At 49.7% G+C, this 20,839-nt stretch carries 20 protein-coding genes; 12 read left to right on the forward strand and 8 right to left on the reverse strand.

The window, feature by feature from the left end; all coding sequences use genetic code 11:
* Window positions 1–14: 14 nt before the first annotated feature.
* From L4C36_RS06165 to L4C36_RS06175, 3 genes are read left to right on the forward strand one after another with little or no spacing between them, the layout of a single operon-like run.
* On the forward strand, window positions 15–1,949 hold the full coding sequence (locus tag L4C36_RS06165) for a PrkA family serine protein kinase (protein ID WP_428476914.1): 1,935 nt from the start codon (window positions 15–17) through the stop codon (window positions 1,947–1,949).
* A 32-nt stretch (window positions 1,950–1,981) separates the two neighbouring features.
* On the forward strand, window positions 1,982–3,253 hold the full coding sequence (locus tag L4C36_RS06170; protein ID WP_428476915.1) for a YeaH/YhbH family protein: 1,272 nt from the start codon (window positions 1,982–1,984) through the stop codon (window positions 3,251–3,253).
* A gap of 22 nt (window positions 3,254–3,275) precedes the next feature.
* Window positions 3,276–4,805 carry a SpoVR family protein gene (locus L4C36_RS06175; protein ID WP_428476916.1) on the forward strand — a complete coding sequence of 510 codons (1,530 nt, stop codon included), beginning with the start codon at window positions 3,276–3,278 and terminating at the stop codon, window positions 4,803–4,805.
* A gap of 99 nt (window positions 4,806–4,904) precedes the next feature.
* Here the strand turns inward: L4C36_RS06175 and fadR are convergent, their stop codons facing one another.
* On the reverse strand, window positions 4,905–5,756 hold the full coding sequence (fadR, locus tag L4C36_RS06180) for a fatty acid metabolism transcriptional regulator FadR (protein ID WP_428476917.1): 852 nt from the start codon (window positions 5,754–5,756) through the stop codon (window positions 4,905–4,907).
* A 540-nt stretch (window positions 5,757–6,296) separates the two neighbouring features.
* Between fadR and nhaB the strand changes: the two genes are divergently transcribed.
* Together nhaB and dsbB are read left to right on the forward strand one after the other, a co-directional pair.
* Window positions 6,297–7,886 carry a Na(+)/H(+) antiporter NhaB gene (gene nhaB / locus L4C36_RS06185; protein ID WP_428476918.1) on the forward strand — a complete coding sequence of 530 codons (1,590 nt, stop codon included), beginning with the start codon at window positions 6,297–6,299 and terminating at the stop codon, window positions 7,884–7,886.
* A gap of 150 nt (window positions 7,887–8,036) precedes the next feature.
* On the forward strand, window positions 8,037–8,561 hold the full coding sequence (gene dsbB, locus L4C36_RS06190) for a disulfide bond formation protein DsbB (RefSeq protein WP_428476919.1): 525 nt from the start codon (window positions 8,037–8,039) through the stop codon (window positions 8,559–8,561).
* 92 nt (window positions 8,562–8,653) lie between these two features.
* On the opposite strand, the gene L4C36_RS06195 is transcribed toward dsbB, so the two are convergent.
* Together L4C36_RS06195 and L4C36_RS06200 are read right to left on the reverse strand one after the other, a co-directional pair.
* Window positions 8,654–9,097 (reverse strand): (deoxy)nucleoside triphosphate pyrophosphohydrolase, encoded by a 444-nt coding sequence (locus L4C36_RS06195; RefSeq protein ID WP_428476920.1) that lies wholly within the window; start codon window positions 9,095–9,097, stop codon window positions 8,654–8,656.
* Complete coding sequence (locus L4C36_RS06200) at window positions 9,097–9,744, reverse strand: YecA family protein (protein ID WP_428476921.1); 648 nt, start codon at window positions 9,742–9,744, stop codon at window positions 9,097–9,099. Before L4C36_RS06200 ends, L4C36_RS06195 begins: the two co-directional genes overlap by 1 nt.
* A 236-nt stretch (window positions 9,745–9,980) precedes the next feature.
* Here L4C36_RS06200 and L4C36_RS06205 point away from each other — a divergent pair, with 236 nt between their 5' ends.
* From L4C36_RS06205 to L4C36_RS06215, 3 genes are all read left to right on the forward strand, one after another.
* A complete protein-coding gene (locus L4C36_RS06205) occupies window positions 9,981–10,679 on the forward strand; it encodes an NAD(P)H-binding protein (protein WP_428476922.1) in 699 nt (232 codons plus the stop codon).
* A 69-nt stretch (window positions 10,680–10,748) separates the two neighbouring features.
* Complete coding sequence (dusC, locus tag L4C36_RS06210; protein ID WP_428476923.1) at window positions 10,749–11,699, forward strand: tRNA dihydrouridine(16) synthase DusC; 951 nt, start codon at window positions 10,749–10,751, stop codon at window positions 11,697–11,699.
* 216 nt (window positions 11,700–11,915) lie between these two features.
* Window positions 11,916–12,284 (forward strand): hypothetical protein, encoded by a 369-nt coding sequence (locus L4C36_RS06215; RefSeq protein ID WP_428476924.1) that lies wholly within the window; start codon window positions 11,916–11,918, stop codon window positions 12,282–12,284.
* 73 nt (window positions 12,285–12,357) lie between these two features.
* Here the strand turns inward: L4C36_RS06215 and L4C36_RS06220 are convergent, their stop codons facing one another.
* A complete protein-coding gene (locus tag L4C36_RS06220; RefSeq protein WP_428476945.1) occupies window positions 12,358–12,792 on the reverse strand; it encodes a YcgN family cysteine cluster protein in 435 nt (144 codons plus the stop codon).
* Window positions 12,793–13,064: 272 nt separating this feature from the next.
* Here L4C36_RS06220 and L4C36_RS06225 point away from each other — a divergent pair, with 272 nt between their 5' ends.
* The gene (locus L4C36_RS06225) at window positions 13,065–13,313 is read left to right on the forward strand and encodes a YkgJ family cysteine cluster protein (protein WP_428476925.1); all 249 of its coding nucleotides are present in this window, start codon (window positions 13,065–13,067) and stop codon (window positions 13,311–13,313) included.
* Between the two features lie 59 nt (window positions 13,314–13,372).
* Here L4C36_RS06225 and L4C36_RS06230 read toward each other — a convergent pair whose 3' ends face one another.
* Both L4C36_RS06230 and L4C36_RS06235 read right to left on the reverse strand, forming a co-directional pair.
* Complete coding sequence (locus L4C36_RS06230; RefSeq protein WP_428476926.1) at window positions 13,373–13,618, reverse strand: TIGR02647 family protein; 246 nt, start codon at window positions 13,616–13,618, stop codon at window positions 13,373–13,375.
* Window positions 13,619–13,790: 172 nt separating this feature from the next.
* Window positions 13,791–14,657, reverse strand: a complete 867-nt coding sequence (locus L4C36_RS06235) for a Tim44 domain-containing protein (protein ID WP_428476927.1) — start codon at window positions 14,655–14,657, stop codon at window positions 13,791–13,793.
* 273 nt (window positions 14,658–14,930) lie between these two features.
* Between L4C36_RS06235 and L4C36_RS06240 the strand changes: the two genes are divergently transcribed.
* From L4C36_RS06240 to L4C36_RS06250, 3 genes are all read left to right on the forward strand, one after another.
* A complete protein-coding gene (locus L4C36_RS06240) occupies window positions 14,931–15,335 on the forward strand; it encodes an NINE protein (protein WP_428476928.1) in 405 nt (134 codons plus the stop codon).
* 327 nt (window positions 15,336–15,662) lie between these two features.
* Complete coding sequence (locus L4C36_RS06245) at window positions 15,663–16,259, forward strand: TetR/AcrR family transcriptional regulator (RefSeq protein WP_428476929.1); 597 nt, start codon at window positions 15,663–15,665, stop codon at window positions 16,257–16,259.
* 158 nt (window positions 16,260–16,417) lie between these two features.
* Window positions 16,418–18,292, forward strand: a complete 1,875-nt coding sequence (locus L4C36_RS06250; RefSeq protein ID WP_428476930.1) for an MFS transporter — start codon at window positions 16,418–16,420, stop codon at window positions 18,290–18,292.
* A 123-nt stretch (window positions 18,293–18,415) separates the two neighbouring features.
* On the opposite strand, the gene menE is transcribed toward L4C36_RS06250, so the two are convergent.
* On the reverse strand, window positions 18,416–19,855 hold the full coding sequence (gene menE, locus L4C36_RS06255; RefSeq protein WP_428476931.1) for an o-succinylbenzoate--CoA ligase: 1,440 nt from the start codon (window positions 19,853–19,855) through the stop codon (window positions 18,416–18,418).
* Entirely contained in the window at window positions 19,843–20,817 is a 975-nt protein-coding gene (gene menC / locus L4C36_RS06260; protein WP_428476932.1) for an o-succinylbenzoate synthase, read from the reverse strand. Before menC ends, menE begins: the two co-directional genes overlap by 13 nt.
* Window positions 20,818–20,839 lie beyond the last annotated feature (22 nt).

The following is a 20,839-nucleotide window of genomic DNA, read 5'->3' on the forward strand; positions in this document are numbered from 1 at the left end:
TCAGGGGGCATACCATGAGTATTTTTGACCACTATCGTCAGCGCTATGAAGAAGCCAAGGATGAAGAACTTTCATTGCAAGAATTCCTTGATATCTGTCGTAACGATCGCAGCGCCTATGTAAACGCAGCAGAGCGTTTACTCATGGCCATTGGCGAACCAGAAATGATCGACACCGCGCAAGACCCACGCATGAGCCGACTATTCTCTAACCGCGTGATCTCGCGTTACAAAACATTTGAAGATTTCTACGGCATGGAGGAAGCGATCGAGCAAATCGTGTCTTACCTCAAGCATGCTGCGCAAGGCCTGGAAGAACGTAAGCAGATCCTCTACCTGTTAGGGCCCGTGGGTGGCGGTAAGTCCTCATTAGCCGAAAAGCTCAAAAGTTTGATGCAAAAAGTACCTGTATATGTGCTAACCGCCAACGGGGAGCGCAGTCCGGTCAACGATCACCCTTTCTGCTTGTTTGATAAGAACGAAGACGGAGGCTTGCTCAACAGCGAGTACGGCATTCCTGAGCGTTACCTCAACAACATCATGTCACCTTGGGCTGCAAAACGTCTGCATGAATTTGGTGGCGACATCACCCAATTCAAAGTCGTAAAAGTGCGCCCATCGATTCTCGACCAAGTGGGTATCGCCAAAACCGAACCGGGTGATGAAAACAACCAGGATATTTCTTCGCTTGTGGGTAAAGTCGACATTCGTCAGCTTGAACACTTCTCACAAGACGATCCGGATGCGTACAGCTATTCCGGCGCACTCTGTAAGGCCAACCAAGGCTTGATGGAATTCGTCGAAATGTTTAAGGCGCCGTTGAAAGTGTTGCACCCGTTGCTCACCGCGACACAGGAAGGCAACTACAACGGGACCGAGGGGCTCTCTGCCCTGCCGTTTGACGGGATCATTCTCGCGCACTCAAACGAATCAGAATGGCAAACGTTCCGTAATAACAAGAACAATGAGGCCTTCCTCGATCGTGTTTATATCGTAAAAGTCCCTTACTGTTTACGCGTCTCGGAAGAGATGAGAATTTACGAGAAACTGCTGCAAAACAGTGAACTGTCTGCCGCACCGTGCTCACCAAGTACACTCGAAATTTTAGCGCGATTCACCGTGCTATCACGCTTAAAAGAGCCTGAAAACTCTAGCATTTACTCGAAAGTGCGTGTGTATGACGGTGAAACCCTGAAAGACACCGACCCTAAAGCCAAGTCATACCAAGAATACCGTGACTATGCCGGTGTCGATGAGGGGATGTCCGGCCTTTCTACCCGATTTGCGTTTAAGATCCTGTCTCGTGTGTTCAACTTCGATCACTCCGAAGTGGCAGCAAACCCGGTTCATCTGTTCTACGTGTTAGAACAACAAATTGAACGCGAGCAGTTCCCGCAAGAGATTGCTGAGAAATACCTCGAACACCTCAAAGGGTACATCACACCTAAATACGTCGAATTCATCGGCAAAGAAATTCAAACCGCCTATCTCGAGTCTTACTCTGAGTACGGCCAGAATATCTTTGACCGCTACGTCAGCTATGCCGACTTCTGGATTCAAGACCAAGAGTACCGCGATCCAGAAACTGGGCAGCTGTTTGACCGTGCGGCACTGAACAATGAACTCGAGAAAATTGAGAAGCCTGCAGGGATCAGCAATCCGAAGGATTTCCGAAATGAAATCGTCAACTTCGTACTGCGTGCCCGCGCCAGTAACGCGGGGAAAAACCCGAACTGGACGAGCTACGAGAAACTGCGCACCGTGATTGAGAAGAAAATGTTCTCCAACACGGAAGAGCTGCTTCCCGTGATTTCATTCAATGCCAAAACCTCCACCGACGAGCAGAAGAAACACGATGATTTCGTGGCACGTATGATGGAGAAAGGCTATACCCGTAAGCAGGTTCGCTTGTTGTCTGAGTGGTACCTCCGCGTACGTAAGTCTTCATAACCCATTGGATGGAATGAATAAGGGGAGAGCTTATGGCGCATTTTATAGACCGCAGGCTCAACGGTAAAAATAAAAGCACGGTGAATCGCCAGCGCTTTTTACGCCGACATAAACAGCAAATTAAAGAGTCTATTGCTGATGCGGTAAATAAGCGTTCGATCACTGATGTGGATAGCGGCGAAGACATTACAATCCCTTCGCGTGATATTCGTGAGCCAAGCTTTCACCAAGGCCGTGGTGGACAACGTGAAGTTGTCCACCCGGGCAATGACCAGTTCTCACCCGGTGACCGTATTGAACGCCCCCAAGGAGGGGGCGGGCAAGGTGGCGCGGGCGAAGGACAGGCCAGCCAAGATGGTGAAGGTCAAGACGAATTCGTGTTCCAAATCTCGAAAGATGAATACCTCGATCTGCTATTTGAAGATCTGGAGTTGCCGAATCTCGAGAAAAATCAGTTAAATAAAATTATCGAATGGAAAACCTTCCGTTCAGGCTACAAGTCATCCGGTGTACCGGCCAATATTGCCATTGTGAAATCATTGCAAAATTCGCTGGCACGACGCACGGCCATGACCGCCGCAAAACGTCGTAACCTCAGAGAGCTCGAAGCAGCCCTTGATAGGCTGATGAATACAGAGCCCGCACAGCCGTTTGAAGAAGAACGTGTGAAAACAGAGATCCTGTCTTTACGCGAAAAGATAAACCGTGTGCCGTTTATCGACACGTTTGATTTACGCTACAAAAACTATGAACGCCGCCCACTGCCCACCAGCCAAGCCGTGATGTTCTGCTTGATGGATGTGTCCGGTTCGATGGATCAGGCCACCAAAGATATCGCAAAGCGTTTCTATATTTTGCTGTACCTGTTCCTCAACCGTACCTACAAAAACGTGGACGTGGTGTTTATCCGCCACCATACCCAAGCGAAAGAAGTGGATGAACACGAGTTCTTCTATTCGCAAGAAACAGGGGGCACCATTGTCTCCAGTGCCTTGCGATTAATGGATGAAATCGTGAAGAAACGTTACTCGCCAGCGGAATGGAATATCTATGCAGCCCAAGCGTCTGATGGGGATAACTGGGCGGATGATTCACCGGGGTGCCGAGAATTGCTCAACAAGCAAATTCTCCCCGTCACCCGCTACTACTCATATATTGAGATCACGCGACGGGCACACCAAACCTTATGGCGGGAATATGAAGCACTCCAAGCAAGTCACCACAATTTTGCGATGCAAAACATAAGGAGCGTGGAAGACATTTTCCCTGTATTCCGGGAGCTATTTAAGAAGCAAGTCAGTTAAGACGCTTTAGGGGGAGTGTGCTATGGAGACAAGCATTAAAACAAAAACACTCAATGATGGTCCTGATTGGACATTCGATCTATTGGAACAGTATCACCAAGAAATTAAGCGTGTCGCCAGCCATTACCGGCTCGACACCTACCCCAATCAGATTGAAGTGATCACGGCAGAACAAATGATGGATGCTTATTCCAGCATTGGGATGCCGATCAACTACCATCATTGGTCGTTCGGTAAACGCTTCATTGAAACTGAACGCGGTTATAAACACGGCCAAATGGGGCTAGCGTATGAGATCGTCATTAACTCCGATCCTTGTATTGCTTACCTCATGGAAGAGAACACCATTACCATGCAGGCATTGGTCATGGCCCATGCCTGCTACGGCCATAATTCGTTTTTTAAAAGCAATTACTTATTCAAGACCTGGACGGATGCCAGCTCCATTGTCGACTACCTACTCTTTGCCCGTAAATACATCACGGAATGCGAAGAGAAATATGGCGTCAATGATGTTGAGAAACTGCTCGATTCCTGTCACGCCTTGATGAACTACGGGGTAGACCGTTACAAGCGACCACAAAAAATCTCGATGGTAGAAGAGAAAGCGCGGCAAAAAGCGCGCGAAGATTACCTGCAAACTCAAGTCAATTCTCTGTGGCGAACCATTCCTGTCCAGCAGGAGAAAGAAACCGTGGCAGAAGAAGTGCGCTATCCGGCTGAGCCACAGGAAAACATTCTCTATTTCATCGAGAAACATGCCCCACTGCTTGAACCTTGGCAACGGGAAATTGTGCGCATTGTCCGTAAGGTCAGCCAATATTTTTACCCGCAAAAACAAACGCAAGTCATGAATGAAGGTTGGGCGACCTACTGGCATTACACGATTTTGAACCACCTCTATGATGACGGCTTGGTGAGTGAGCGTTTCATTATGGAGTTTCTCCACAGTCACACCAACGTGGTGGCACAGCCTGAATATAACAGCCCCTATTACAGCGGGATCAACCCGTATGCCCTAGGGTTTGCGATGTTTCAGGATATCCGTCGGATCTGTGAATCCCCCACTGAGGAAGACAAACATTGGTTCCCTGATATTGCGGGGACAAACTGGCTAGATACCTTGCACTTTGCCATGGAGAACTTTAAGGATGAAAGCTTTATCAGCCAATTCCTGTCGCCGAAAGTGATCCGGGACTTCAAGCTGTTTGCGGTGAACGACGATGACCGACACAACTATGTGGAAGTCAGTGCCATTCACAATGAAGAAGGGTATCGAGCGATTCGTGAAAAACTGTCATCACAATACAACCTGAGCAACAACGAACCGAATATCCAAGTGTGGAATGTCGCATTAAAAGGGGATCGCTCACTGACCCTGCGCTATGTACCGCACAATCGGGTACCACTGGCAGACGGGCATCAAGAAGTCTTGAAGCACTTACACCGCTTGTGGGGGTTTGAAGTGACGATGGAAGAAGAACTCGCCGATGGACGATCGCAAATCTTAGCGACTTGCCCTTCACGTACCCAGTACAACACGGATATTTAGACAACCGCAAAAATAACGGTGACTTAATACTGCATACCTTCATAATAAAAAAGAGATGCCTTAGCATCTCTTTTTTTTGTTCGCAGTAATCAATCGCGCTTATTGTTCTTCTTCAAACAAATAGCGTGCAATCTCAATGCGGTTGGCGTACCAAATAGACCCACTCTCGCGGCCGTATTTGCGGATACGGTCAGCAACAAGCTCAGGCTGATGGTTGCCACAGAACTGCTTCATGTCGCGGTAGAAGTCCAATGCCAACTGGCATGCTTCTTTTGACATAAAGTAATAACCACCGACACGGGTATAGATCTTACGCAAACCGTTAATGGTCAACACGTACAACGTGTTACCCGATTTCGTCGCCATACCTTGGAACATACGGTAGTCATAGTAGTTAAACGCACGTGCACGGCAGATCGCTTCACACAGCTCAGGATCTTCTTTGCCATACTTATCGACGATTTTCTTCACTTCTTGCGTCAGTACCACTTTGTCTTCACTGTTTTCAATGAAGTCAGCAAAGCTCTCTGCCGCAATCAGTCGCTCACACGATTCGATCACTTGATCGATCAATGCCGCTGACTCGTCTGCATTGCCTTTCACGGCATAACGCATATAGACGCAACTAATATCGGTACGTGCTGAAAGCAAATCCTCCAATACGCCCTGAACATCCTGTCCATCTAAGGTAATCAGTGTATCAAGAATGCTTAATCCTGACGTGTCCATGTAATTATTTACACGGGTCGGTTTACCGTGTTGAATGGTTAACCAACCGTCACGCGCCAAACGTTGCAACACTTCACGAAGCGTTGTACGTGTTACCCCAATAAGTTCAGACAACTCTCGTTCTGCGGGAAGGATTGAGCCCTGCGGGAAGTGATTATTCCAGATACTCTCAATGATGTATTTCTCAGCAAATGTTGCTGGGCTATCCGCCTTTATTACCATCTGATTAATTTTCCAGTTGCTTCTTGCTCTATTTTTATTAACTCATCATACCACCAGTGTTCACCGATTGCCTACCCAAATGCCAAAAGATGCCGCAGGTCTGACAGTAAACTGACGTCCATTCATATGCATACCGTTGGCCAACAATAGGCGTATTGCCTATTCACGGTGATCGAAACACAAGTTTGATAAAGCTCAACGTAATTTGAAATGTGTAAGCATATATTTCAAAACCTGCCTGAAATCTTGTATGTAGCCCGTATTTTTTGATGAAGTTTAACAATCTTAAATAAGTTCATCGCTAAGCACTTGACTGATCTCGATCTCAAGGTAGAGTTAGCACGTTTTATCATTGGGAGCTGAAAGGATGCTGCTGCCTACTTTAAGTTAAATGCCATTGCACCGCAGGGTGTTTAGCTTAAAGAGTCTCTAAGAACATTTAACCAGAATAATAACAAAATGGTTACCTTGCTCTTTGAAGACAAGGCAATACTGCGCTCAGCCCTATCTATCCATTGCGTATTTAAGAGACTCAAACACATGGCAATTTCGCTAGGGAACGCCTTTATTAAAAACTTTTTGGGCAAAGCGCCTGATTGGTATAAAGTCGCGATCATCGCCTTTCTGATCATTAACCCCATCGTATTCTTCTTGGTCGATCCGTTTGTAGCAGGCTGGCTACTGGTGATTGAATTCATCTTCACATTGGCAATGGCACTAAAGTGCTACCCATTGCAACCAGGTGGTTTATTAGCCATTGAGGCGGTCGCCATTGGCATGACCAGCCCCGATATGGTCAAACACGAAATTGTCGCAAACATTGAAGTGCTTTTGCTATTGATCTTCATGGTCGCTGGTATTTACTTCATGAAGCAGCTTCTGCTCTTCATCTTTACCAAGATCTTGATCGGCATTCGTTCAAAAGTCCTGCTGTCACTGGCATTCTGTGTGATGGCGGCCTTCCTGTCAGCCTTCCTTGATGCATTAACCGTTATCGCGGTTGTGATCAGCGTAACGGTTGGCTTCTACAGCATCTACCACAAAGTAGCATCAGGCCAAGAGCCGCATGCCGCACACGACCACACGTCAGATGGCGACATCCAAGAAGTGAGCCGTGACGACCTTGAAAACTACCGTGCATTCCTACGTAGCCTGCTCATGCATGCGGGTGTGGGTACTGCGCTAGGTGGTGTAATGACCATGGTCGGTGAGCCACAAAACTTGATCATCGCAGACCGTGCCGGTTGGCAGTTCGCTGAATTCATCATCCGTATGGCACCAGTAACCTTCCCTGTGTTCTTGTGTGGTATCGCAACCTGTATGCTGGTTGAGAAATTCAAGATCTGCGGTTACGGTACAGAATTACCAGAAAACGTACGTCACATTCTGGTTGCTTTCGATAAAGAAGAAAGCAAAACGCGTACTAACTTGGATTACGCCAAGCTGATCATCCAGTCTATCATTGCGGTATGGCTGATTGTCGCGCTGGCTATGCACCTTGCAGCAGTGGGTTTGATCGGCCTAACCGTGATTATCTTTGCGACCTCGTTCACCGGTATCACCGAAGAACATGCCCTAGGTAAAGCGTTTGAAGAAGCCCTGCCGTTTACTGCGCTATTGGCCGTATTCTTCTCTATCGTTGCCGTGATTATTGACCAGAAACTGTTCACCCCTGTTATTCAGATGGTGTTGCAGCTGGAAGGTAACGCCCAGATGACCATGTTCTACTTGGCGAACGGCTTGCTATCAATGGTATCGGACAACGTGTTCGTGGGCACGGTCTACATCAACGAAGTGAAAGCAGCATTGACTAGCGGCATGATCACGCGTGAGCAGTTCGACATGCTAGCTGTTGCGATCAACACTGGTACGAACCTGCCATCTGTTGCAACACCAAACGGTCAGGCGGCATTCTTGTTTGCCCTAACGTCAGCGCTGGCACCGCTTATCCGCTTGTCTTACGGCCGCATGGTTTACATGGCACTGCCATACACCATCGTGCTGTCACTGGTCGGTCTAGCGTGTATCGAATTTACCCTTGTGCCGATGACACAGTGGTTCTACGACATGGGTTGGCTAGAAGCGGCGAAAACCGTTGTGGAAGCCAGTTCACAAGCTGTCGGTCACTGATTGAATTATTCGTCAATTTGATTGACTAATATTCTGTCGTTCTAAAAACAAAGCCCTGACCTATCAGGGCTTTGTACTTTTAGGGGCGAAACAACTTTTGTCATTCTCGCGCTCACGCGCACTTGAACGCGTAACTCAGGAAATCCGTTGATGGAATTTTTATACTCATTTTCTAAAAGCCGCCTGTCATGGCTGATCTTATTTGCCTTCATCATTTTCTTTGAAGGCTGTGCCCTGTTCTTCCAACACGTCATGAAGCTTGATCCATGCGTCATGTGTGTTTATGAACGTGTTGCAATGATGGGGATCGCCATTGCCGCGCTGGTTGGTATGATTGCGCCACAAAATGCGATAATCCGTTGGGCGGGTCTGCTCGGTTGGGGTTACAGTGCTTACCAAGGTTTGGTGCTGTCGACACAACACGTCGGTTACCAATTCCCCGAGTTTCCGTGGTCTGCCAGTTGTGCATTAGAAGTGAATTATCCTGCATGGGCGCCACTGGATCAGTGGGTTCCTTGGATGTTCGCGGCATCAGGTGACTGTGGCAAGATTGTGTGGGAATTTATGAACCTGACCATGCCACAATGGCTGGAAGTGATCTTCTCAGCGAACTTGGCTGCGTTGGCTGTCATTGTGATTGCACAGTTCTGGGCGTTAAGAAAGGCTAAAGCCTAGATTCTGGCTCCGAGATGCGAGCAGAATATAAAAGAAAAAAGCGAGAGGTCGAAAGGCGTCTCGCTTTTTTGTGTCATCAGTATGCCGAGCACTTAACCGTGCAGCGCGTACAGGGCATCCACAATCGGATAATCCGCCGGACACAAGGGATAATCACGAATAGCGTCCAGAGGCACCCACACTGCCGCTTGGTGGCTGTGCAGCATGATCTCCCCCGACTGCCAATGCGACAGGTAGCCTTTCAAATGGATCACCTTGTCGCCGTAATCAAACACACTGTCCGCCAAGAACGCACCGGTTTCAGTCTCGATAGCCAGCTCTTCCTGCAACTCGCGCACTAACGCTTGCTCCGGTGTCTCACCGACTTCAACCTTACCGCCCGGGAACTCCCAGAGCCCACCTTGGCTGGCATGCTCAAAGCGTTGCATCAGTAAATACTGCCCCGCTTTCACTATCACACCTGCCACCACCAAAATGGTCGGCTTATTCGCGTCAGAGTACTCTACTGTAGCTTCAGAGGAAGACGCCACTGTCATTACTGACCGCAGCACTGCTTGAATTTTTTACCGCTGCCGCAAACACAAGCATCGTTACGGCCAGTCTCTTTATACGGGTTAACCGCTTGGGCTGCAGCGCCTTGCTGGCATTCGTCTGCCGCCATCACCACTTCCGACAGCATCAATGGCAATTGCGCGTACAATGTGTCTGACGCAGGCATACCCGTCACACCGGCTTCCGCCATTTGTGCCAAGGTCGCTTCTTCATCCACCATCAGCATCAAGGTGGTAATAAACGCGGACAACATACGCATGGTGCCATCTGAGATCGTCTGCTCTGCCCAGTTTGGCTCAATCAATGGCCAAACTGTCAAGAAACCTGCTGCAAACTCGCTCATGTCCGCCGTCAGTGATTGCGTTGCCGCCCAGCACAGTGCCTCTGGCAACGCATATTCACCGGCTTTAATGTGGCGGTACTGCATTTCAAAGTGATTCAACACCGCCATTTGATCGTCTTTTGCCATGGTGACAGGTGCGTTTTCTTCTACCTCTCCCGTCATCAGCACAGGCAACCACGCATCAGGGTCTAACGGCTTCGGGTTTGCATTGGCCGCCAACAGCGCCCCTTCAATAAAGGTCGCAGGCATGCCTTCCCACGCGTCAGGCAGTGTCATTAGTTGTGTCATGTTTCCATCTCGTCTCATCGATCAATGCCGCGATTATATACCCAAGTGAGAAAAAAAGGCGATGCCGACAACAGTGATGGTCCACAAGCGGGGCATGTGACGGGGCAATACTCTTCTGCTAAGTTGTTGCGCTAGCTCAGAGAAATACCGATCAGACGATAAAACGGTTGATGTCATTAACAAAGAATGGCAAAAAAGACACAGTTTCAGGCCAACATGTAGACACAGAGATCAGCATGACGATGCACAACGCGATTATTGCCGGCGCCAGTGGGTTAGTGGGCGACGAGCTCATCCACCTTTTACTTAAACGCGAAGACATTCAACACGTTTATGCCCTTGGTCGGCGCGAACTGCCCTTACACAGCAGTAAACTGCAGCAGTGTATTCACCCAGAACTGCACCTTGACCTTTGCCTGAATGAGGGAGAGCTTCCCCTGCCCGCCCCCGATTTCGGTTTTATTTGCCTCGGCACCACCAAAAAGCAAGCCGGTAGCCGCCAAGCCCTGGAAGCAGTCGATTACCATTTGGTCAAACACGTTGCTGAACAAATGAAAGCGCACGGGGTGAAACACATTGTGGTGATTTCCAGTCTCTTTGCCAGTCGCCGCTCCCCCTCTCACTACCTGCGCTGTAAAGGGAAAATGGAACACGCCCTGATCGGTATGGGCTTCGAACACTGCATCTTTGTCCGCCCCGGTCCACTGCGCGGTGAACGCGGACACCCAAGAAAAGACGAACTGCTGGTACAGAGTATTTTTGATGCCCTGCACCCATTGGCGGTCGGGCCGTTATCTAACTTTGATCCAATCCCTGCGGAACAAGTGGCAAAACGTATGATTGAATTAGCATTCGCCGCAACCCGCCGAGAGCTGCCTGCGGTTCTCACCCTGTCCGGTCGGATGTTATTAGACAAGCCCGCCGTTACCCTCTAAAATCTCGCACCCAATCAATCACTATTTGGCCATCGGCACATTTTTGCCCACGGCAAAAAGAGAGAACCCATGCGAGTTATTTTAGGCCCAATGGAAGGTGTGCTGGATCACCTGATGCGGGAAATGCTTACTGAGATCAACGACTACGATTTATGCGTCACCGAGTTTGTCCGCGTGGTTGATCAGTTACTGCCAAATAGTGTGTTTTACCGCCTGTGTCCCGAGCTCCATCAAGGGGGCAAAACCATCGCCGGTACACCAGTACGCGTGCAGTTATTGGGGCAAGATCCTCACTGGTTGGCTGAAAATGCCCACCGTGCGATTCAGTTGGGTTCACCGGGTATTGATATCAATTTCGGCTGTCCGGCCAAGTCGGTTAATAAGAGCCGTGGTGGCGCCGTGTTGCTGCAAGACCCAGAGCTCATGTACCAAATTGTCAAAGCCGTACGCGAAGCCTCTGATCCTCGCCTGCCCGTCACCGCTAAAGTACGTTTAGGCTGGGATGATCCGAACCACTGCTTTGAAATTGCCGATGCCGTCGCGCAAGCGGGGGGCGATGAGATTGTGGTGCACGCGCGTACCAAAACTGACGGCTACAGAGCGGAAACCATTAAGTGGGATTACATTCGCCAGCTAAAAGAAAAAATCACGATGCCGATCATCGCCAACGGCGAGATCTGGACCTACGAAGACGGCCAGCGCTGCATGGAAGTCACGGGATCGGATGCGCTGATGGTGTGTCGCGGGGCAATTAACCTGCCGAACTTGGGCAGCGTGGTGAAACACAACCATGCCCACATGAGCTGGGAAGCGGTACTTGAGTTGCTACTGAAGTATTCCACTTACGAGATCAAAGGCGATAAAGGCCTGTACTACCCGAACCGCATTAAACAGTGGTTTGCGTACTTACGCCATGAGTACCCACAAGCCAAAGCCCTGTTTGCGGACATTCGTCAGCACAACAAAGCCGCGCCGATTGTCGCAATTTTGCAGCAAGCACAGGACGATCTGGCTGCTTAAGCCTTACCCTCTTCATACCGCCAAAAGCCCGATACGTTCGGGCTTTTTGTTGTCTGCACGTTAGCATTCATTTATCGCGTATAAACTGAGAGGCATCCTCCATTCACACCCATTGTGACTCACTCCCCGCATCATGTTTTGCTACTTTCCCTGTCTACGTTAGCGAGAATGCAGTGCTGTACTCGTTATGATTTCCATTCATTGGTTCTGGTGTCTATGAGTGACGTATTCTTATTCTTCAAAATTATCACAAATACAAATGCTATTATCTGGCTTATTAGTTGGCTTATTTTCATTCGCTGTTCAATTAAATCCATAGAAAAACGAATGGCAGCAGAAGGCGAATTGCCAGCATCATGGGATAGTAACGGGTGGGGATTTCGTTTTTCCATGTACGCCATGGTACTTGTCGCAGGAAAGCCAGCCAAAGTATCACTCATCAATGATGCACTTATTTTAAAGCACGCTACCCGCTTTGATCGGATCATGGCATTTATCTGCACGGGAAGTATGATCATTATGCTAATCACAGGTGCGCTCATTACATGGGGACCTGAAGCAATACGATTTAAAGGTGCAATGTAATATTCACCGCATACAAAAACGGAGGCCATGATGGCCTCCGTTTTTTATATCTCTATTAACCACTTAACCGACATTAACGATTTGGGTGATTTAGAATGTGGTCTTCCCAATCGATCACGTCGATTTCGTACACGATCTTATCGCGTACCGACTCATCAGCAGCGTGCATCGCGTCTTTAGAGCCCGTTAGCAGTGGGTGCCACTCAGGAAGATCTTTGCCTTCTGCTAGCAAGCGGTAAGCACACGTTTCAGGTAGCCACTTGAACTCGTCAATGCGCTCACGGGTCAGCTTCAAACACTCTTCACCGGATTCAAAGCGGTTAAGGTAATCTCGGCACGAACAGGTTTGGTTGTCGAGCAGGCTACACGCCACGTTGGTGTAATAGATATCATCAGTATCGTCATCGATAAGCTTATGCAGGCAGCATTTACCACAACCGTCACAGAGCGCTTCCCACTCTTCATCGGTCATTGCTTTCAAATCTTTTTCTTGCCAATAGTGTGTCATCGCGCTGCCTTCTATTACCTCGCCGCTCCAGAATTGCCAGAGCAGTCTCACCTCGAAGGCGGTTTTATAGCCGCCAGCCCTACAAAGTGCAAGCACTTCTGCCATTCACGGGCAAATCCACCCGCTTATCGTGATGGAATAAGAGTCATTACTATTTATCACCATCAATGCAGGGAAGACGGGGAGGAATCGACAAAAAGTGCCGATATTTTTTGATCCCAATAGACGACGATGATAAGTTTCGCAACCGTTCAAATAAGTGTAGGTGAGTTATGGAATGTCGTTTAGGGTGTGGCGCTTGCTGTATCGCCCCGAGTATCTCTTCGGCGATCCCAGGTATGCCCAAGGGGAAACCGGCGGGGGTGCGCTGTGTACAGCTCAATGATGAGAATCTGTGCAAAATTTTTGGCAAGCCAGAACGCCCTGCCGTGTGTGGTCAATTTAAAGCGTGTGCAGACCTGTGTGGTAAAACGGCACAACAGGCATTAGATAACATCACAGAACTAGAAAGCATGACCTGAGAGGTCATGCTTCGTCTTTTATTGCTTAACGGTTTTCAGGCGGTCATCGCCTCTCGTGACTATTCCGTCACTTTACCCGTCAAAATTCTCAGCACTGACTTGGCATGCTCTACGGCCTGATGACCAGAGTGAGTCAGATAGCCACCATCTTCGCTGGTCACTAACCCTTTTGCATATAGACGCTCAGCGGCTGTCACTACCTCAGGGGCGGCATTGCTACGCACTTTGATACCTTCCATATCACTGTGCATTGGGAATTTGATCAATAGGTTCATTTCATGAACTAAGTCTGCGTTATATGGCATGTGTTACTCTCTACTTATCTAACTTAGTGTTAATACTAGCGGGTCACTGTAAGAAAAATAGGTGATGAGATCATGTCCTGTCTAATCACTGAGAGATCAAGATCAAACTTTTGACATAAAAAAACCGCTCCGAAGAGCGGCTCTATTTCATAATTATCTTATTGTTCAATAATTAAGCTTGAATGCCAACAATTAACCAAGGAGCATTCGGGGTGCGCAAATCGCGCTCAAGGTGCCAAACATCGGTGATGTCTTCTTCAGCGCCTTCCGCCTGATCTTTATAACGACCCGAGAACTTAATACTCAGTTGTGCGGTGCTTGCATCGTAGTCTGCACGAACCAGCTCTGCATCCACGTACATCACTTCCGTCTGCTGCTCGCCATCCAGCTTATTACGCTCAGCCGCAAGGTCATCAAACAGTGCAGGGCTAACGTATTCACGAATTTTGCCCAGCTCATTGTGGTTCCACGCACCCTGAATAATGCGGTAATGCTCACGCGAGCCATTCAAGAACGCATTCATGTTAAAGCCAGGAGGCAGATTGAACGGTACATCGCTGTCTGTTGACGCGTAAGACTCGGTGTTCGCCTGCTGACGGAATTGCGCTTGGTTACGCTGTGCTTGCTGCTGAGGGGAGTTACCCGCATACGCTTCGCGGTGACCCATCGGGGTCGATTTCGCGCCACGCATGGCTTTGAACAGCTTAAAGATAACAAAGGCAATCAAACCAATGATCAGGATATCCATAAACTGGATACCGTCAAACGCACCGCCAAAGAAGGCCGCAAGAAGACCACCCGCCAATAGACCGCCTAGTAGGCCGCCCATCAAACCTTTTTTGCTCGAACCGGCTTGTTTCGCACCCGGCTGTTGCTGCTGTTTCAATGTGTCCGTTTGCTGGGGTTGCTGCTTTTTCACTGGCGCTGTTTTAAAGCTTTTGCCAAATGATTTACCGCCACCAAATTTCTTAGCCTCAACATGCGGTGACACGAAGGACACCGTCAAAATCAGGGCAAATATTGTGAAGATGCGTTTCATTTCAAGAAATACCTTTGCCTCATAGTAGAGGTTGCATCGTAGCGGCCTGCAGCTGAATGTCAACTAAACCCCATAAAGCAAATTGTTACTATTCTTAATAATGATAGATCCGCCTCCTTTTCATTCAGTCACACGCGGGGAGGGTCTCGCTCACATCACGCTTGCAAACCTTTCTTACTCTGTGCAATTCTCTTTCACCCCCCTTAGGCTTTGCCGCCTATACTAGGAGTCATTCATGCTCCTCGATCACCACGTGAAGAAGGCAACAGCGACATGCAAGATACACACAGCAAATTGATTGGCTATTTATTATGGATTTTTGGCTTCACCGGCGCACACCGCTTTTACTACGGTAAACCCGTCACCGGGACGATATGGTTTTTTACCCTCGGCCTGCTGGGTATTGGCTGGTTGATTGACTTGTTTTTGATCCCATCCATGGATCGCGAAGCCGATTTACGCTTTACAGCCGGCGAGACGGATTACACAGTGGGCTGGCTGTTACTGACCTTCTTGGGGGTCTTTGGCCTACACCGCATGTATATGGGGAAATGGCTAACTGGGATTTTATACCTGTGCACTTTCGGCCTGTGTCTGGTCGGTGTGCTGTATGATTTCTGGACGCTCAATGAACAAATTTCAATGAAAAACCGTACCGATCAACGCCGTGCCGCTTAAGGCACTTTGACGCCCATTTACCGGTGCGCGAGCGGGGGGCGACAAGGCACTCCGCTCGATCAATCACGTACAGGAAGCCGCTATATGGCGATGTTCACAACTTGCCCAATAAACAGCAAAACCGGAAAATTCAGTCGTGAAAATCGGTTGACCAAATGGATCACAGCTCTAAAATATTGAACGTTGTTCTATAATATTTACGTTTACGATACAAAGTGATAGCTAAATTTCACCCGTTAAGGTAAAAGGAAAAGCTATCGCTGCTGCGAGCAGTGCATATGCAAACACAAACAATAACAAAATTATTCGATCATAGAGTAACCTTCCATGGCAAGACGCAATGACCATACTCGTGAAGAGTTGGTAAGTATGACACTGGAGCAAGTCAAAAACTTTCTCGCAGAACACCCACATCATGAACTTAGCCTGCGCAAAGTCGCCGCAATGATAGGCTACGTACCCAGCACGCTCGTCAATGTTTTTGGCAACTACAACCTGCTGCTTTTGCACGCGGTCGCACAAACGCTGGATGAATTATTCGTACACGCTGAAATTGAAATGGTAAGTGCCCAGTCACCGGAAGATGCACTGCGCAAGTTAGCCTACTGCTATTTAACCTTTGCGATGGAAAACCCGTACCGCTGGCAGTTAATTTTCCAGCACACAATGAACGGCGAAGAATTACCAGAATGGCAGACCGAGCGCATCAACGGGATGACCGGCATGCTGGAAACCTTGATTAGGCAAATCAACCCACAACAGAGCGAAAGTGATGTGCTAGAAGCCAGCCGTGTATTGTGGGCGGGTGTACACGGCATTACGCTGCTGACCGTGGATGACAAGTTGTTTACTTCCACACCGGTTAACGGCAAAGCATTGATCGACAATTTGCTCAACACCTACTTGAATGCATGGAAAGCATGATCATTCGTGCCGCTAAGCGATTTGCCTTCACACTATCACACTCTCTGTACGCTTAGTGGTACACGTATCACTGCTGTTCTCGGCAGTGATACCCTCTTCCCCCTCCAATCGATCAGGTACATCACCGGCACACAACATAGGGAAATAAGGTAACTAACATGTCAAGGAAGTCACAATCCCACCTGCTTACGACTCGACGGTTTTTACCCTACTTTTTGACCCAAGCGTGCGGGGCGTTCAACGATAACGTCTATAAGAACGTGCTGTTGATCTTCATTGCCTTTGCCGCGCCCAATACCTTGCCGTTTGACAGTGATTTGATCATCAACCTCGCTGCGGGCCTGTTTATTCTGCCGTTTTTCCTGTTCTCGGCGACCGCTGGGGTGTTGTCGGATAAATACGATAAAGCCAGTATTATGCGAAAAGTGAAGCTGGCGGAAATCGTGATCATGTCGCTGGCGGCGGTTGCGTTTGTCTATGAAAGTTACGTGGCTTTACTGATCCTGCTGTTTTTAATGGGCACGCAGTCGGCGTTTTTCGGCCCGGCCAAATACGCCTTGCTTCCCCAGCATCTTAAAAAAGAAGAATTGGTCTCTGGCAATGCGCTGGTTGAAACTGGCACGTTCTTGGCTATTTTGATCGGGACCTTATTGGCGGGTGTGATTGCCAACCAAGCACGCGCCACTTACTTAGCGGCCGCCAGTGTGGTGATCTTCGCCATCATCGGCTACTTGTGTTCACGCCATATTCCGGACGCCAAAGCAAGCGATCCCACCCTGACGTTCAAGTGGCAACCGGTTCGTCAAACCCGTCGCACATTGGCTATCGCCCGTAAAGACAAAACCATTTTTCAGTGTGTGATGGGGATCAGCTGGTTCTGGTTCTTAGGCGCGTGTTACCTCACGCAACTGCCGAATTTTGCCAAGCTGTATTTGGGCGGCAATGCGGCGGCGGTGTCTTTCTTGCTCACACTCTTTTCTATCGGCATAGCGATAGGCTCGTTGCTGTGTGATCGCCTGTCCAATCATCGTATTGAACCCGGTATCGTTCCGCTGGGCAGCTTGGGGATCACCTTATTCAGTGCTGGCCTAATGTTCACTACCCCTGTGAGTGCGCCTGAAACGCTCTCTATCGTAGCCTTCATTACTCACACTGCCCTATGGCCAGTATTCATCAGTTTGACCTTGCTGGGTGTCTCCGGCGGGATTTTCATTGTGCCTTTGTATGCATTAATGCAGCAGCGCGCCCCAGAAAATGAACGGGCACAGATCATTGCGGCCAATAACATCTGGAATGCCATTTTCATGGTCGGCAGTGCCATCAGCGCCATTCTTCTGCTGTCGGTTCTGGGGCTGTCTATCCCGACCTTCTTCCTGATCTTAGCGGTGTTGAATTTACTGGTGGTGATATACATCTACATTCAAGTACCGGATTTCTTCTGGCGCTTTTTAGTCTGGCTGGTCGGTCACACCTTGTATCGCGTCAAGCACCAAGGACTCGAACATATCCCAGCTAAAGGCGGGGCATTGATTGTCTGTAACCATGTCAGTTACATGGATGCGCTGCTGCTGGCTGGGGCTTGCCCTCGTCCTATCCGCTTTTTAATGGATGGTGACATTTACAAGCTGCCGCTCATCAACAGCTTCTGCCGCGCCTGCAAGGTGATCCCAATTCAGGCAACGGATAAGAAGTCTGTCCTAAAAGCTTTTGTTGATGTGAGTAAGTACTTAGAGCAAGGGGATGTGGTTTGTGTGTTCCCAGAAGGTCAATTGACCAAAGATGGGGAGATCGGGCCTTTCATGCGCGGGATTGATTTGATTCTGCGGCGCTCGCCAGTACCCGTTATCCCAATGGCATTGCAAGGATTATGGGGCAGCTACTTCAGCCATGAAGGGGGTAACGCCTTATTCAAATGGCCAAAACGCTTTTGGTCTAAGGTCACTATCATCGCCGATACCCCGCTTGCACCCGAGGAAACCAACAGCGTGATGCTACGTGAAAAAGTACAGGCATTGCGTGGCGAACACCGATAACCCGTATTCATCCGTACAGACTGACATCTAAGCAAAAAAAAGCGAGCGGCCATAGCCTCTCGCTTTTTTTATCTGTGTCCGCCCCTAATCTGCATTCAGATACCGCCAGGCTATCTGAAACCGTTAGGCTAAAGGCTCAACAAGGCCTTGTTGCAACCACTGCGCCAAGCGTACCCGTGACACTTTGATCCCACTGGCCAACACATCTTGCGGTAACACAAAGTAGTCAACCGGTCGACGGTAAGCGGTCACTTGCTCTTGCATGTAAGCCACGAGCAGTTCACGTGGGTTCGCCACGAGTGCCGTCTCTGACAGCGCGACAATGGCCACCGGACGCTGACCAAACTCCACATCCTCAATCGGCAGCACAAACGCCTGCGTGATCGCCGCATGGGCTAACAACACACGCTCAATGTCTTCCGGCTGCACATTCTCGCCGCCCGAAATAAACATATTATCGACGCGCCCGCCAATGTGCAGTTCTTCATCCTGCCAGTATCCCGTATCTTTGGTGGCAAACCACGCCTGATCGCTCACAGGAAATACGGTTTTATTGCGGTAATAACCGAGGCATAAGGTCGCCCCTTTTACCCACACTTCACCGTCGTGCAGCATCACTTCACGATTGGGCAACACCGCCCCCACGCCGGCACTGGCATTGGCTTTTTTAACGGTCACGGTCGAGGCCATTTCCGTCATGCCATAGCCACACCAACACTCAATGCCTCGCTCACGCGCAGCATCTGTCAGGCTAACGGGGATCACTGCGCCCCCCAGCAACACCTGTTTCAAAGGCAAGGCAGCAACGGCCGCACTGTCGAACGCACGATCAAGCACGCGCTGTAACTGCGTGGGCACCAATGAAGCATGGGTCACTTGGGTGAGCTTTTGCTCCATCTGTTCCGGTGCGCACACGACCAGCTGCGCGCCGCGATACAGCCAACGCCACACAATCGCCATGCCTGAAATATGAAATAACGGCAGCGACAACAACCAACTGTCGTCTTGCTCAAACGGCAACCACGCCAACAGGCCGGCAGCACTGGCCAGATGGGTTAAGCCGGAGTGCACGACGGCTTTAGGCTGTCCCGTCGATCCTGACGTGAGCGTGAGCGTCACCGCGCGCGAAGGTTGCCACGTCACCGGCACCAAACGCGGTTGTGCCGCCGGTTGCAGCTTCAGACGCGGCACAGACACATCGACGCCCGCCAGCGGATCAGTATCGTCGGGATACCACACCGCATCACAGGCTAACTGCGCCAGTTGTGCGTCTAATTCCGGTGCACTGGCGCGGGGGTTTAAGCCGACAAAGCGGGCCCCCACACGCATGGTCGCCAATAGTAGCCCAAGCAGGGCTAACCCATTGGGCGCAATCGCCGCAATCAGTTGGTCCCGCTTGATACCTTGTTCCAGTAGCCCTTGCGCATACACATCCACTTGCGTGGCCAATGTCGCCCACGTGATCGACTGATCCGCCCATTGAATCGCAACGGCATCCGGCCGCTCTGCCGCCCAATGCTGCCACGGCCATGTGACAAAAGGCGCTGAGATTACTTCTCCCATACGACAGTCAGGGTATCCAACGTCACCACAGGCAACGAACAACCCGGCCATGGGTGTGCCAATTGCATCTGGAACAACTGCATGGTGTCGAGCCCCGGGATCACATCCGGTGTCTGCCACGCCGCAAAACGGGCCAACTGGTTCAAGCCTAAGCTCGATTCCATGCTTGAGCTGATCACCGCCGTTAAGCCAGCGGCATGGGCTTGTTCAACCAGTTCCACACAACGCTGTACAGAACCAATCAAGGTCGGTTTGATCACAATCGCCACCACACCCGGCTCGGCTTTTACTTCAAAGCCTTCATCGCGCACGGTTTCATCCCACGCAATGTTAATACCGGTTTCAGCGGCAAACGCCAAGCTGTCAGCCGGTGTCATGCACGGCTCTTCCAAGAAAGCGATCCCGCTGCGGTGTGCCGGTTTCACGTATTTTGCAAATTGCTGCGCTTTTAATGGCGTCCAACGGCGATTGGCATCTAAACGAAGACGGATCCCCGGAATAGATTCAATGAACATGTCTGCCACCATGCCATCACGCACCGCTTCATACATGCCCACTTTAATTTTGGCCACTTTCTCGCCCGGCATGTCATTCAATGCCACTACCAAATCATCCGGATCGCCCGAACACAGTGGTGCCACTTGGTAGTTCCCTTGTGCTGGCAATCCGCCTTCCAACTCAAGCATTGCCATACTCAGGCCAAATGCCACAGATGGCATCGCCTCGATCAGGTCAACGTGGCCGTGCTCGACCCACTGTGCCAATCGTTGCTGCGCCTGCTCACCCGCTTGGGCGGCATCTTCTTGGCTAAACTCTGGCAATGGTGCGATTTCACCATATGCCACGCGCGATCCCTCGTGCAGTTCCACAATCCAGCCATCTCGGTTAATCAATCGCTGGTCGCGCAAGATCACGCCAGAATCCATCGGAAGCTGATATTGGTACAGTTTTGCACTACGCATGTTAACAATCCACCTTGCTTAA

The sequence above is a fragment of the Photobacterium japonica genome, assembly GCF_050337005.1.
Lineage (GTDB): Bacteria > Pseudomonadota > Gammaproteobacteria > Enterobacterales > Vibrionaceae > Photobacterium > Photobacterium japonica.

Coding starts and splice junctions, on each gene's coding strand:
- dsbB (WP_428476919.1), top strand. CDS start 8,037: ATGGAATTTTTATACTCATTTTCTAAAAGCCGCCTGTCATGGCTGATC.
- L4C36_RS06225 (WP_428476925.1), top strand. CDS start 13,065: ATGGAATGTCGTTTAGGGTGTGGCGCTTGCTGTATCGCCCCGAGTATC.
- nhaB (WP_428476918.1), top strand. CDS start 6,297: ATGGCAATTTCGCTAGGGAACGCCTTTATTAAAAACTTTTTGGGCAAA.
- L4C36_RS06250 (WP_428476930.1), top strand. CDS start 16,418: ATGTCAAGGAAGTCACAATCCCACCTGCTTACGACTCGACGGTTTTTA.
- L4C36_RS06165 (WP_428476914.1), top strand. CDS start 15: ATGAGTATTTTTGACCACTATCGTCAGCGCTATGAAGAAGCCAAGGAT.
- L4C36_RS06200 (WP_428476921.1), bottom strand. CDS start 9,744: ATGACACAACTAATGACACTGCCTGACGCGTGGGAAGGCATGCCTGCG.
- fadR (WP_428476917.1), bottom strand. CDS start 5,756: ATGGTAATAAAGGCGGATAGCCCAGCAACATTTGCTGAGAAATACATC.
- L4C36_RS06245 (WP_428476929.1), top strand. CDS start 15,663: ATGGCAAGACGCAATGACCATACTCGTGAAGAGTTGGTAAGTATGACA.
- L4C36_RS06205 (WP_428476922.1), top strand. CDS start 9,981: ATGACGATGCACAACGCGATTATTGCCGGCGCCAGTGGGTTAGTGGGC.
- menC (WP_428476932.1), bottom strand. CDS start 20,817: ATGCGTAGTGCAAAACTGTACCAATATCAGCTTCCGATGGATTCTGGC.
- dusC (WP_428476923.1), top strand. CDS start 10,749: ATGCGAGTTATTTTAGGCCCAATGGAAGGTGTGCTGGATCACCTGATG.
- L4C36_RS06195 (WP_428476920.1), bottom strand. CDS start 9,097: ATGACAGTGGCGTCTTCCTCTGAAGCTACAGTAGAGTACTCTGACGCG.
- L4C36_RS06175 (WP_428476916.1), top strand. CDS start 3,276: ATGGAGACAAGCATTAAAACAAAAACACTCAATGATGGTCCTGATTGG.
- L4C36_RS06235 (WP_428476927.1), bottom strand. CDS start 14,657: ATGAAACGCATCTTCACAATATTTGCCCTGATTTTGACGGTGTCCTTC.
- menE (WP_428476931.1), bottom strand. CDS start 19,855: ATGGGAGAAGTAATCTCAGCGCCTTTTGTCACATGGCCGTGGCAGCAT.
- L4C36_RS06215 (WP_428476924.1), top strand. CDS start 11,916: ATGAGTGACGTATTCTTATTCTTCAAAATTATCACAAATACAAATGCT.
- L4C36_RS06240 (WP_428476928.1), top strand. CDS start 14,931: ATGCAAGATACACACAGCAAATTGATTGGCTATTTATTATGGATTTTT.
- L4C36_RS06220 (WP_428476945.1), bottom strand. CDS start 12,792: ATGACACACTATTGGCAAGAAAAAGATTTGAAAGCAATGACCGATGAA.
- L4C36_RS06230 (WP_428476926.1), bottom strand. CDS start 13,618: ATGCCATATAACGCAGACTTAGTTCATGAAATGAACCTATTGATCAAA.
- L4C36_RS06170 (WP_428476915.1), top strand. CDS start 1,982: ATGGCGCATTTTATAGACCGCAGGCTCAACGGTAAAAATAAAAGCACG.